The organism is Rathayibacter sp. AY1F2, assembly GCF_002930885.1.
Taxonomy (GTDB): Bacteria; Actinomycetota; Actinomycetes; order Actinomycetales; family Microbacteriaceae; genus Rathayibacter.
The window spans coordinates 15,433-27,905 of sequence record NZ_PSVG01000021.1 but is presented as its reverse complement, the minus strand read 5'-3'; the positions used below and the strand labels follow the sequence as shown (position 1 = coordinate 27,905).

Genomic DNA, 12,473 nt, shown 5'->3' with positions numbered 1-12,473 from the left:
AGGGGAGGAAGTCATGAGTGACGACGACGAGGTAGGCCAGGAGGTCGGTCAGAACGTCCGGATCGCGTTGACCATCGCGATGCAGATGGGCGAGAAGTTCGCCCGGCTGCGCGAGGAGCTGGCTCGCGACGCGCAGGCACGCTCCGCCGCGCAGGCGCGCGAGCTGTCGGCCCGTTTCGACGCCGAGCGCGGCGCTGCACGCGCGACGTTGCAGGTCGTGGACCGGCCCGACTGGTGGGAGAAGGCGAGCATCCAAGACATCTCGAAGGTCGCGGAGACGGCGCAGGCGTGGAAGAACCACGACCCGATCGCGGAGCGCGCGTCGGCCGTCGTTCAGCGCGAAGTGTTCGAGCGCTACGGCGTCGACACCGCCGTGCTGCGCGACGCCGCCGGTCAGGCGAAGTCGGAGCTGGACCGGGCGAAGGAATGGGCCACCAACTCCGCGCCGGAGCACTACCACCGCCACGACGACGACCGCCTCACCATGGACATACGCGGCCGCGCAGAGCCGGACGTGAACGCGGAGCGCGCTCTGATCACCGACTACCGCGCGGCGCTTGCAGGCGACGCCGGCACCCTCGAACTCTCCGCGGCCGAGGAGTGGAAGCGCGACACCGACCCGGCCGGGTTCCAGGACTACCGCGTGCAGACGTCGATCGACTGGAACGACGGAGAGTTCCGCACCGCGGACCCCGCGGCCGTCGCTGCTGCACGAGCCGCGCTGGTCGAGGAGTGGAAGGACACGGTAGCTCCCGAGCGTGCTCGAGCGGGAGCGGAGGTTACGGAGGCACAACTACTGATCGCGGAAGCCGACCGCCTCGACCGCGCGAACGACGCCCGCAACCAGGAGGCCGCTCGAGAAACCCCCGGTGCATCCGACGTCGACAACGGCCGCGCGGAGATGGCTGCGCAGCTCGAAGCGCGCGCGAGCGACTACGACCGCGACGCGGCCGCCGGTGGCACCGCCAACGCGACTCCTGACGAGCTGCGCGAGCTGGCCTCCGACGCGCGCGCTCAGGCACAGCTCTTCCGCGACGACGCCCCCGCAGAGCGCCAGGAGGCCGCACAGGGCACCGGAGGCCCGTCCACGGAGTCGGCGCCGCCCGCGACGGATCCGCGCGCGTCAGCGTCGCGTGAGGCCGGAGAGATCGCTTACGACAGTGCCGAGCGTCGACAGTCGACCATTCAGGCGATGGAAGCCAAGGGAGTCCCCCCGCACGTCATCGAGGCGCGGATGAGCGCCGACAGCGCGCACGCCACCCCGCCCAGCGCCGCGGTGACGTCGAAGGCTCCGATGAGCACCGTCCCTCAGACGCGGCGCGGTCGTGGCCAGGGGCAGGGCGCCGATCGCGCGGACCTAAGCCGCTAGCCGGAGCGTCGAGAACGAAGAAGGGGAGCACCGGACGGTGCTCCCCTTCTTACGTCCTCAGAGCGCCTCTCAGGCGTTTTCTCTGGATGGGCGCTGCGTGTACAGCGGCGGTTGTAGATCGGACGGGAAAGTGCCTTCTGCCGGCGCCGTGTAAGGCAGCGGTTCACCGATCCGGTTCTCGTCCGTCGAGTCAGCGAATGGGCCGTCCGCAGAGAGCAGGACGCTCATGTGTGGGTCGCAGTGGTTGATCCACCACGCGCTCATCCCGGCTTTCGGGTCGGCGCGTGCGGCCTCCCACGCCCGCCACAGCGCCTCGATGCGCTGCTGCGCTTCCTTGGACTCCCACCAGGCTGCTTTCCACCGCAGACCGGCACCGGAGCCCTGCGCCATCACTCGGCGCCGGTAGGTGCCGATGAGCTGCTTGCGCACGAACTCATCCGCCGACCCGAAATGCGTCGTGGGCTCTTCGCTCTCCGGGGCGCTCGTCGCCTCGTCGGCCGCTGACGCGGGCGCGGCCTCGTCGTCCACGCCCCCGTAGAAGTCATCGCTCATGAGTCCGTCACCGGCGTGAAGCCGTGTCCCTGCTCCGGGGCCGGCGGCGGCGTCGGTGTCGGCGCTGCGCCCGGTCGGTGGTTCGCGATGGAGGCGTTGATCGCGGCCACGAGCGGCTTGGGGCCGTCGAACCACGGCACCGTGCGCAGGATCGCGGCACGCGAGCCCGAGGACATCAGGATCGCCCGCCCGATCTTGCGCCCCTTCTTGGGAGTGGGGAGGTTCGCGAGCTCCGCGACGTCGAGGATCAGTTCGCGCTTCAACGCGCTGGTGGTCGAGCGCACGCCCTTGTTCATGCTCGCGGAGGTCGTCTCGCGGTCGTAGGTGCCGATCAGCTCTGACACCATCCGCAGGAACCCCGTCTCCGAGATTCCGCCGGCGTAGATCTTCGCGTTCGCGGCCGACCACAGCTTGTCCATGCCCTCCTTCCCGAACACGCTCACGCCCTGCGACCAGGACTGGAATACCGACATGATCGGGATCCCCCGGGAGCCGTAGTGGCTGTAGAGGTCGGGCAGGTCGCGCCAGCGGCAGACGTTCGCCGCCTCATCGAGAACGCCGAGCATCGGGGTCTGCATCCGGCCGCCGGGCGACACCGCGGCCAGCTCCTCCGCGGCCTCGACCGTTGCGGCGGTGAGGGCGAGGACGAGGGGGCCGGCGCTGCCGGCACCCTCCTTGGACAGGCTGTAGAGCGTCCCGGTGGAGCGCACGAAGGCGCCCGGATCGAACTCCGGCCGGGTGTCGTTCTCGCCGGTGCGGTTCACCCACTGGCGAGTGCCGGAGTCCTTCAAGCAGGACGCCATGCGCCGGGCAGTGGAGTACACCGATCCGCGCTCCCGGTGCTCCAACCGCGTCGCGCCCTGCAAGCTCTTGGCCATCAGCGGGAAATCGCTCGAGGCCAGGATGTCTCCGGCCGTCTCGTCGCCCGGTTTCGTCGTCCACTCGTAGACGTCCGTGATCGGGCGGCCATCGAGAGCCGCGGCGAGCAGGAAGCCTGCCAGCAGCTCGCGACCGGACGGCTCGAAGTGCGCATCCGAGCGCGCTCCGACCTCGCTGGATCCGGACGCGAAGTGCTGCGCGAGCTTCGCTGCCTTGGTGTCGTCGGTGACGTAGGAGAGGGGGTTCCACCACCACGACGGCGGCTCGACCGCGACCCGCTGCGGGTCGAACACCCACACCTGCCCCCGTGCTGCGCGGAGGTCGCGGGTCGCGTCGAGCACGTCGCGCTTGTTCGAGGTCGTGACCACGGACCCGGGAGCGTTGACGATCGCGGGGATGACGAACGACGTCGACTTGCCTACGCGGGGGCCGGCGAGCAGCAGCACCATGTCCTCGAACGAGGCGTAGATAGGTCGACCGTCGCTGAGGAGGTCACCCAGAGGGACGCCGAACGAGTCGGTCACGCCCAGTCGGGCCGACTTCTCCTTCGCCTCCTTGCCGCGCATGTGGCTCATCTCCGCGGAGGTCGCGGTGTGGCGGGCGGTCCAGTCGATCGCGGTCCGGTTCTTCTTCCCGCCGTTCTTCGCGATCAGGAACAGGGTGCCGAAGAACACGACCACGGCGCCGATCCCGGCGACGATGAGCGTCGCGGTGCCCGGCCAGACGAATCGGCCGCGGAACACGTCGACCACGACGGAGAAGAAGTTCGACGGGTCGGTGTCCATGTCGGGATTCACGCCGTCGACCTGGGACCCGACGCGGACCGCGATGTAGATGGCCAGGGCGATGATCAGGACACCGCCGGCCGCGAACGCGACCCCGAAGCCGTTACTGGCCTTCCCGGGCTCTTTCCGGCGGTTGTTCGTGAGGCTCATGGTGCAACTCCTTCGGTCGGTGCTGGGCTGGTGAGAGTGGTCTGGGCGGGGATCGCGTGCTGCACCTGCGCGGTGAACGCGAGGGTGGCGGCCGCGGCCACGAGGACCGCGACAGCCAGGAGCCCGGCGACCGCGCCGACCTGGCCGAGCGGACCCCGCAGCAGCGCACCCCCGGCGCGGGCGGCGATCACGACATCGCCCGCTCGAGCAACGGAACAGATGCCGGCAGGAACCTGCGCGGCTCGCATCGCTCATAGATCGGCCCGTCGTAGGGGGCCGTCGTGTCGTCGCTGGTCGCCTGCCGGCTGGTGCCCCAGGTGAGGACGGCCTGGCCGTTGTCGACGTACTCGACCGGCAGGTCCGTCATGTGGTCGGTGTGCGGGAGCGTCGTCGTCATCGAGCAGCCCCAGAGATAGCCGTCGTAGACGACCGTCGACATGCAGCTCATGCGATCACCCGGTCCCACTGGTCCCAGGCGACGAAGCCCGCCATGAGGGCGACCCCGGTCCAGCAGCCCGTGAGTAGAAACCGATCGCGCTCCGCCGCCCCCCGACGGCGGGCGGCGATCACGCTGACGATCGCGGCGCCGGCCGCGCCAGCCGCGACGCCGGTCGCGCCGAGGGCGACGAGGACGCTCACGGCAGAATCTCCACCATGACCGGATCGGTCGCCAGGGGCTCGTTCGCGCGTCCGGCGCGGCTCGTGGTGTGCCAGAGCTTGTTGGTGTCGTTGACGTCCTTCTCCGCCCCGGTCAGGTGGACGCGGACGGGGATGCCGGGACGGCCGCCCACCTTGATCAGGAACAGGCCACGGCCGGGCGGGTCCGCTTCCTTCCCGGAGACGCCATCCCAGGCGGGCGGGTCCTGCCAGCTCGTGAGCATCTCCTGCTCCTTCGAGGACAGCGGCACCGCCGACGTGAGCAGGGGCATCTCAGCACCGGGCAGGCCGCCGCAGATGACCATGCCGGAGCGCTCCACGAATCCGCGGGCCTTCATCCGGTCCTCTTCGCTGGAGAGCGCGAGGAGGTCGGACATGGTGTGGCTGATCATCGCGAGGCCGACACCGCGGGCACGGTTGAGGCGGGTGAGGGCGTCGACGCGATCGACCATGCCCTTTCCCGCGCGCAGTGCCCGCCATAGCTCGTCCAGGATCACGAAGTAGTGCCGGCGGGGCTCGATCCCCGCGTCGGCCAGCGCGGCGGCGACGTTGACCGTCCCGAATCCCGCGGACCAGCACGCGAGGAGGATCGCCGCTTGAAGGTCGCCTTCGGAGTCATCGATGGAGGACACGTCGTAGACGACGGGGCGGTCCCGACGCATGGGGGTGGTCGTCTGGCGGGAGAAGATCTCCCCCAGCCGGCCACCGGAGGTGAGGCCGATGAGCGACGCTTCGAGGTTCTCGGTGATTTCCTTGTACCGCTTGAGGTCGTTGCGGTCGAGCGCGACCTGTCGAATCTCGTCCGGCGCGGCCTGGATCACGGCGAGCAGGTCCGCGAGGACGGGGATGCCCTCGTGGTGCTCGTCCAGGTACTTGAGCGCCCGGTCGATGATCGTCTCCTCCCGGTCCGTGGGCGGCTGAGAGCGGAGGATCGTCAGGAGCGCTGCGATCATCGTGTGCCGGCGGCCGTGAGCGTCCGCGAGCACCTGAGCAGCGAGGCGCTGCGCCTTCACCGCACGCAGGTGCAGCTCCTTGGAGTCGCCGCCGCGGGCGTCGAGCTCCGCGGCTTGCTCGAGCGCCTGGTCGGCGTCGTCGCGGAGGCGCTTCGCTGCGCTGGTCGCCTCGCCGGGGTCGAGGATGTTGAGGTAGCCGCGGTCGCGGCCGAGGGTGATGACCTGTCCCTCCATCGCGCGGATGAGGTCCACGTAGTCGGGCTTCAGATCCCCGAGGACCAGCGGAATGGTGCCGTACCCGGCGAGCCCGGTCGCCATGCGGCGGGTCAGCGAGGACTTTCCCAGACCCGGCTTGCCGAGGACGAACATCGACGGGTTGGAGATGAGCTGCGCCCGCTGGAACCAGCTGATCGGGTCGCACAACACGGAGGCCCCGGTGGTGAGGTTCTTCCCCAGCGGCACGCCGATCATGGGCGTGCCCGTTCCGACCGAGAACGGGTACAGCCCGCACACCTGAACGGTCGTTGCGCGGAACTCATCGGCGGGCTGAATCGAGACGGCCTGTCCGCCGCCGCGGCCGAGCCATCCCGTCGACGTCGGCCGCATCGGGCGCTTCGGCGCCGACTCCTTCTCAATGTTCTGTCTGCCGCCCTGGTGCGGGATCGCCCGCTTCTTCCGCGACCGCTTCGAGGGCTTCTCGCGGGCGAGAGGAGAGCTGGCGGCGCGAGCTGCGGCGGCCTCCTCCTCAGCCTTCCGCACGCGGCGTGAACGGGCGCGAGCGTCCGTCGACGTCGCCGCGGCCTGCGCCGTCGTCGGGGCTCCGACCGCGCCCGTGGGCGTGGCGGAGTCGAGCGCGTCGACGTCGCCGGCCTCTTCGCTCTGGTCGACGTCGACGGCACCGGTCGGCAGCTCGTCCCCGTCGACGTCGGCGGGGACGTCGACGGGCTCGGTGTCGCGGTGGCGGGAGAAGAACTTGGTGGTGCTGCTCACTGGGGGCCTCCAAGAAGGGTCGGAACGGCGACAAAGACGGGTGAGGGCTGAGGGTTAACCCGGGACGGCACCGGACGTGTGTCCAGTGCCGTCCTGGTGGTGGCGGGGTGCGTCACAGGATTTCCCGCATCTCGTTGGGAATGCGCAGGTGCCGAGGCAGGACCAGCCCCAGCGGGAGCGCGGCGGCGAAGGCGGAGTCCTGCGAGCCGAACGCCGGCCGCATCCGCAGGCGGGCGGCCGAGGTGAGGGAGTCGATCGCGGCGCGCGCTTCGGGCTCCTGACCACGCTGCAGCGTGGTCGCGGTGACGATCAGGCCGAAGTTCATCAGCCCGGCGCCGGAGGCTTCCTCCGCGGCCGTGGCCTGCGCCGAGCGGGTCGAGAGCGTCGAGCGGGCCGTGGGCTTGGTGGACGCGGAGGAGTTGAACTGGGCGGCGTTCAGGTCCGCCTCCACGAGCGCTGCGGCGCGGGCGGGATCGATGGGCCGGTAGAGCAGGGTGACGCGCTTACGGGCGATGTCACGGTGCGGCGCGAGCAGGCGAGCGAGGATGTTCGACTGGACGACGCCGCGCGGGGGCGCGGTCATGGTCCACGACGTCGACACCGCTCCGTCGTGACGGTAGGAGTCCCAGTGCGCTTCGGCACCCGCAGGGCCGACGTCGGTCCAGGACAGGTCCGCCGTCTCGCCCTCTGCGCGCGCCTGATCGATCAGGAGCGCCGCGGCGGGGTCGTACGCGGTGCGGATGACTTCGCACAACTCCTGCGCGCTCAGGGGCCGCGCCGCGCCCGCCCCCGTCGCCGCGAGAGAAGACGTCAGGCCGGGGATGCGGGCGGAGAGGTCCGCGGCGACCTCCTTGGCATTGCGGCGCTTCCCGTTGATCCGCGCGGTCGCCGTGAACGTGAGCGCGATGTAGGCGTGGATCGTGGCCGACCCGACCGGGTAGGTCTCAACGACCTCCTGGAGCATCGCTCGCGCGAACAGCGGCGCGTCCGGGTCCATCGACCCCTCGACCTCACCGCGCAAGCGCGTGCCCGTGTCGGGCGCCGTCTCGACGGTGACCGACGCGGCTTCGATGCCGGGCTCGTCTCCGAGGTTGGCGAGCCAGATGCCGTATTCCGCGACCTGGTTGTTGATCTGCTCCTGATCCACCAGCGCGGCGCCGTCCGGCTCCGTCGCCAGCACGACGGTGAAGTGCTTCGTCATCGGGGTGCTGATCAGAGCGAACCGGCGACCGTGGGAGTCCTCGTGCTCGGTGAGCTGCGAGGGCGCGGCCAGGCCTGGGAGCTGGAAGGTGCCCCACTTCGCGCGGCCGATCGGGCCGGAGCGGTAGATGTTTGCTCCCTTGCTCTTGGTACGCCACCAGTTCACGCGGACCACCATCCTTCCGAGGGCGCTCTGCCCGTGCTTGTCCTTGACCGAGACGGTCAGGAGGATGCCGCCGAAGATGGCGGCGACGATGAGTGCGGGACCTAGGCCGGAGAACATGGACGCGATGATCGAGGCGACGATGCCCACGAACATCACGAGGGTGGCGAGCTGTCCCAGCCCGCCGAGGCCGGCGGTCTGAGGCTTTCGCCAGTTGCCGTAGGTGCGGGCCTTGATCGGATCGGTTGCTGTGCTGGTCATGGGTTAGCTCCCGCTCTCGTTGCTGCCGGTCGCCTCGTCGGTGCCGGCCTTCACGGCCTGCGCGGCGTGCTTCGCGCCCTCCGCGGCCTTCGTTGCGACGGCGATACCGGCGCCGATCGATCCGGCCGCGGCCGCGGCGCCGCTCGCGGCTGCCCCGGCCCCGGCGCCGCTCGACGCAGCGGCTCCCGCGCCGCTGGTCGCCGCGCTTCCGGCACCAGCACCTGCGCCGCTGCCGGCCGTCGACGCCGACCCAGACGGGTCAGCGGCCGGCGACGACGTCGGCGAGCCCGGCGTCGACGTGCTGCCGGACGGTCCGTCCGTGGACGAACTGTTGCCGCCTCCACCGCCGCCGTTCCCGCCGCCGCCGCCTCCGTTGCTGCTCGCGCGGATCGCACCCGTCGCGACGTCACCAGCGGCCGAGACTGCCGCAGCGCCCAGGAGCAGACCTGCCGCGCCTCCGCCGCCGACCGAGGAGACGGCCGGGACGAGGAAGCGCATCAGCGCAGGCAGAGCCACGAGAGCGATGAGCATCAGGGCCAGGCCGGTGACGATCTGGAAGAGCCCGGTGCCGTCCGACTTGAACAGGTCGGTGCCGGTCATCCGGAAGGCGATCGCGTAGACGATCGCCGCGGCGGGCTTGTAGAGGATGAAGGCGATAGTCCAGGCCATCGCCTTCTTGAACCACTGCCGACCCATCTCGGTGTTCGTGAACGACGCGGCGAGCGGGAAGATGCCGGCGAGGACGACGAGCATCGCGCCGCGGAACACCATCAGCGCGATCTGCACGTAGGTCATGAACACGGCGAGCATGCCCAGCAGGAAGAGACCGATCAGGCCGATGCCGGAGGTCGCAGTGAGGCTGATCATCGCGAAGACGTTGGTGCCGAAGCAGTTGCTCTCGCCCTGCTGGGACACGTCGCAGTCGGTCGAGTTGTTGAGGATCCAGATCGAGAACGCATCGCCCGCCTGGGTCGCCAGGCGGATGACGACCAGCCCTGCGCCGGCCACGGCGATCAGAGTCAGCACGGAGCCGGCGAGCTCGCGCAGCGGCATCGCGCGTTGCGTCCACACCATCCGGGCGGCGGCGACGAGGATCGCGAGGATCGCGAGTCCGCCGGTGTACCACTGCAACTGCCCCTGCACCCAGCCGACGACGCTCGAGGACTCGTTCAGGTGCATCGCCAGCGGCAGGAACCCGGTCACGAGCGCCGACGCGGAGGAGAGGAGCAGTACGGCCAAGAGGATGACGCCGATGCGGCCCATGTGAGCTTCACCGTCGCCGTGCCGGCGACGGCTCGCCATCATCACGCCAGCAACGATCAGGGACATGACTGCCAGGCCCGCAGAGACCCACGTCACGTAGCCGAGAATCGTCTCGAACGCCTCCGGCAGCGGCGGAGTGCCGCCACCGTTGACGCCGCCGCCCTGGTCCACGACCGTGACCGGGGAGGGGACGTTCATCCAGACGGTACCGAGAGAGGCGATGGCCTTGCCGTAGCCCTCCAAGATGTTGTTGACGAACTGCTGCAAGGCATCGTTCGACGCCTTCGAGACGACGTTGCCGACAGCGACGCCGGTCCAGCAGGGAACGTCGATGGGGAGGCATGCCTCTCCACCGCCGGTTGTGGCGGTTGCGATCACTGGACACCCGCCCAGACGATGTAGCCGCCGAGGTTCTGCAGCGTGGTGGGGCGGAAGGGCGGCTGTCCTTCGTCGGTGACGACGAGCTTCCAGTCGCCGTCGATCCACTTCACCGCGGACGGGAAGCTGATCAGCGAGCCCGTGTTCAGCTCGAATGCGGTGTCGATCGTTGCGTTCTCTCCGTCGTAGGACAGCACCTTGAATCCCGCGATCTGCACGCTGGTGCCGGTGTTGCTCTGCTGCGTGTCGGCGGCGATAGCGGCATCGCGGCCGGGTCCCGGTGCCGTGAGCTGCTCCACTGCGAGCGGCGCGAGTCGAGCATCCGAGCCCATCGCCCACAGGTTCGAGACAGCGAAGAGAGCGCCTTCGACGGTGTGCGCGTAGCAGGTGCGTACCCCGTCACTGTCGGTCTCCCCGGGGCCGGCCTCAGCGGAGCTGGGAGCGGCCATGGTGCCGACGATGGTCCACTCCGTCGTCGGCGGTGCGGTGAGGGTGCCGCTCTCCTCGTAGCCGGAGAGTCCGCACACGCTTTCGGCGTCGGCCGAGACGGTGGAGGTCGGGGTGGGGGTCCCGGGGGCGGCGGTCGTGGTGCCGCCTCCCCCGGTCCCGAGGGACGCCACGCCGAGCACGATGGCCGAGAGGGCGAGTGCGCCGACGATGACGGCTCCGACGATGAAGCCCTTCTTGGTGAACGGGTTACGCGGTTCGGAGTCGTTCATGACGTCCCTTGCCTTTCTGTTGGTGGTGTCGGTTTCCCGGGGACGCTACGCGCCCATCAGGAACCCGACGATCGTGAACGCGGCGGAGATGACGATCACACCCACGAGGAGCCGGCCGAGCCAGCCGCCGATTTCGCCGCCCTCGCCGCGGCGGGCGGAGACGGTCATGGTGACGCCGAGGATGATGAGGCCGACGACGGCGACGCCGAGGCCGACCCACTTGGCCCAGCCCATGACTGTGGTGAAGGCCTCGAATCCGGGGGGCATGCCGCCGGGGCCCGGGTCCGGCACGACCGCGCCGAGCGCGCCCGCGGTGGTGAGGATGTCGGTCGTTGCTGCGAGCAGTGCAGACATGGTGTGCTCCGTTTTCTGTGTTGGGTGGTGCGGGGTGATCGGCGCCGCGGTCGCGACGTCGAAAGGGTCCGGTTATCCGGTGGTGAGGGGGCCGTCGGCGTAGGCGACGTCGAAGTGCAGGTGGTTCGGGGTGTCACCGAACTGGGTGATGTGCTGATAGGTGCTCGACCGGCACTGGATCTGGCCCGCACGCGAGCCCTGCGGCACCTGCGGGTCCAGGACGTCAAGGAGCTGGAGGGCGTTGGGGTCGCAGCCGGTCGTGGCGGTGCCGGCGAAGCTGTAGAAGTCCACGGCGTTGCCGCCGCCGTTCATCCAGTGCGAGGAACCCGTGCCGGCGCCCAGGAGCGAGCCCGTGCACTGGCGGTTGAGGTCGGAGACGCCGATCTTCCCGAACGTGTTCAGGGCGATCGTGATGATCTGGAGAATGCGGACGTCGATCGCGCAGTTCTCCTTCGGGGTGCCCGCGGCCATGTCGCGGATCTGCTGCGCGTACCGGTCCTCGAGAAGGGTCAGGTTGCCTGCGTCCATCGCCGCGACGAGGTTCGCTGCGAGAGCCTGCGCATCGCCGGACACGGCGACGCATCCACCGACCGGCGCCGGGGAGGCGGGCGCAGTGCCGATCGGCGTCGACGGGGCACTCACCGGCGCCGCCGACGTCGTGGGTGCGGTCGTGCTGCTGCCGAGGCTGTTGAGGTAGGTCATGATCGCTACGGCGTCGGCGCGGTACTTCGTGTAGTGGTTCGGGTCGGCGTTGCGCTGGACCTTGTTGATCGCGATGGAGGGCTCCATCGACTGCCAGCCCTCGACGGCTACGAGGCGGTCGTAGAAGAAGCCGGCCGAGGTCGTCGGGTCCATGCGCTGCTCGACGGTGCCCCAGCTCGACTGCTGCTGGAACAGGCCGATCGAGTCAGCGACCGACCCGTCCGGGTTGATAGCACCGTCCCCGTAGTTGATGTTCACCAAGGAGGACTCCCCGATCGCCGTCTGCACGCCGAGGGTCTGCCCATCGGCGCCGAGGCCCTTCGCGGCTCCCGCGTTGACGATGAGTGCCGCGTTCACGAGCTGGTCGTGCCCGTAGGCGCCGACCTTCGCGTCCGCGGGGATCGCGGACACGTTCACCGGCCCGCCGCCAGGCAGGCACGCCGCGGCCGCGTCCTCAGCGGCGCCGAAGAACAGCAGCCACAGCAGCAGTGCGATCGCGAGAAGCGGTGCCAGGACCGCCGCGAGAACCCCCATTCCCCCCTTCGCCACCGGGCTACTCCGACGCCAGGGGGGTGATCTGCTCGACAGCCCATGGACCGGTCTCGACGGTGCGGTGGACGTACACGGAGTACTCCCCCGCATCCGTGGGAACCAGGATGCGCATCGTGAAGGCGCCGTCCCCGTCCCGGACCGATGCTGCGCCGGTGAGGGTCGTGCAGGGCACGTTGGCCGGGTCGACGGTCTCGTAGGCCACCGCGGCCTGCTGGCTGAGGAACGGGTACAGCTCAGCGATCCAGGTGTCGTAGTCCAGGGCGGGGCGGCAGAAGGCGGTAGTCGCTGCCACCGCGATCGCCACAGTGTCGCCCTCGACAGTCGGCTCCGGCTGCGGCTCCACGTCGGAGAGTTCGGCGGCGGCCGGCGGTGTGCTCTCGGCCGGCGCCGTCTCGGGTGAGGTCGGTGCCTCAGCGGAGCGCGTCTCGGGAGCTGCCGACTCGGTGGAGGGTGACGCGGCATCGGTGCTCGAGCTGGTGCAGCCGGTGGTGATGAGCGCGAACGCGACGACCAGCGCTGCCTTACTCGGCGTCCTCATGTGTGTCC

General features: G+C 70.0%; 13 protein-coding genes. 1 reads left to right on the top strand and 12 read right to left on the bottom strand.

The annotated features are described in order from the left end of the window. Positions 1–13 precede the first annotated feature (13 nt). On the top strand, positions 14–1,369 hold the full coding sequence (locus tag C5C54_RS14255) for a hypothetical protein (protein WP_104263454.1): 1,356 nt from the start codon (positions 14–16) through the stop codon (positions 1,367–1,369). 69 nt (positions 1,370–1,438) lie between these two features. On the opposite strand, the gene C5C54_RS14250 is transcribed toward C5C54_RS14255, so the two are convergent. From C5C54_RS14250 to C5C54_RS14190, 12 genes are all read right to left on the bottom strand, one after another. After that, positions 1,439–1,921 (bottom strand): DUF4913 domain-containing protein, encoded by a 483-nt coding sequence (locus C5C54_RS14250; RefSeq protein ID WP_104288630.1) that lies wholly within the window; start codon positions 1,919–1,921, stop codon positions 1,439–1,441. Continuing rightward, positions 1,918–3,735 (bottom strand): type IV secretory system conjugative DNA transfer family protein, encoded by a 1,818-nt coding sequence (locus tag C5C54_RS14245; protein ID WP_104288629.1) that lies wholly within the window; start codon positions 3,733–3,735, stop codon positions 1,918–1,920. Before C5C54_RS14245 ends, C5C54_RS14250 begins: the two co-directional genes overlap by 4 nt. Next, a complete protein-coding gene (locus C5C54_RS14240) occupies positions 3,732–3,926 on the bottom strand; it encodes a hypothetical protein (RefSeq protein ID WP_104288628.1) in 195 nt (64 codons plus the stop codon). Before C5C54_RS14240 ends, C5C54_RS14245 begins: the two co-directional genes overlap by 4 nt. Then, complete coding sequence (locus C5C54_RS14235) at positions 3,923–4,174, bottom strand: hypothetical protein (RefSeq protein WP_104288627.1); 252 nt, start codon at positions 4,172–4,174, stop codon at positions 3,923–3,925. Before C5C54_RS14235 ends, C5C54_RS14240 begins: the two co-directional genes overlap by 4 nt. Positions 4,175–4,179: 5 nt before the next feature. After that, positions 4,180–4,374, bottom strand: coding sequence for a hypothetical protein (locus C5C54_RS14230; protein WP_104288626.1), 195 nt, complete (start codon positions 4,372–4,374; stop codon positions 4,180–4,182). Then, positions 4,371–5,951 (bottom strand): ATP/GTP-binding protein, encoded by a 1,581-nt coding sequence (locus tag C5C54_RS14225; RefSeq protein WP_258063340.1) that lies wholly within the window; start codon positions 5,949–5,951, stop codon positions 4,371–4,373. Before C5C54_RS14225 ends, C5C54_RS14230 begins: the two co-directional genes overlap by 4 nt. A gap of 496 nt (positions 5,952–6,447) precedes the next feature. Beyond that, positions 6,448–7,959 carry an SCO6880 family protein gene (locus C5C54_RS14215; RefSeq protein ID WP_181072914.1) on the bottom strand — a complete coding sequence of 504 codons (1,512 nt, stop codon included), beginning with the start codon at positions 7,957–7,959 and terminating at the stop codon, positions 6,448–6,450. Positions 7,960–7,962: 3 nt separating this feature from the next. Continuing rightward, positions 7,963–9,489: a hypothetical protein gene (locus C5C54_RS14210; RefSeq protein WP_104227107.1), complete on the bottom strand. Its 1,527-nt coding sequence runs from the start codon at positions 9,487–9,489 to the stop codon at positions 7,963–7,965. Between the two features lie 107 nt (positions 9,490–9,596). After that, the gene (locus C5C54_RS14205; protein WP_104288625.1) at positions 9,597–10,319 is read right to left on the bottom strand and encodes a hypothetical protein; all 723 of its coding nucleotides are present in this window, start codon (positions 10,317–10,319) and stop codon (positions 9,597–9,599) included. A 45-nt stretch (positions 10,320–10,364) separates the two neighbouring features. Further along, positions 10,365–10,673 carry a hypothetical protein gene (locus C5C54_RS14200; RefSeq protein WP_104224227.1) on the bottom strand — a complete coding sequence of 103 codons (309 nt, stop codon included), beginning with the start codon at positions 10,671–10,673 and terminating at the stop codon, positions 10,365–10,367. 72 nt (positions 10,674–10,745) lie between these two features. Beyond that, entirely contained in the window at positions 10,746–11,909 is a 1,164-nt protein-coding gene (locus C5C54_RS14195) for a hypothetical protein (protein ID WP_104227109.1), read from the bottom strand. A gap of 19 nt (positions 11,910–11,928) precedes the next feature. Further along, positions 11,929–12,465 carry a hypothetical protein gene (locus C5C54_RS14190; RefSeq protein ID WP_104227110.1) on the bottom strand — a complete coding sequence of 179 codons (537 nt, stop codon included), beginning with the start codon at positions 12,463–12,465 and terminating at the stop codon, positions 11,929–11,931. Between the last annotated feature and the right edge of the window lie 8 nt (positions 12,466–12,473).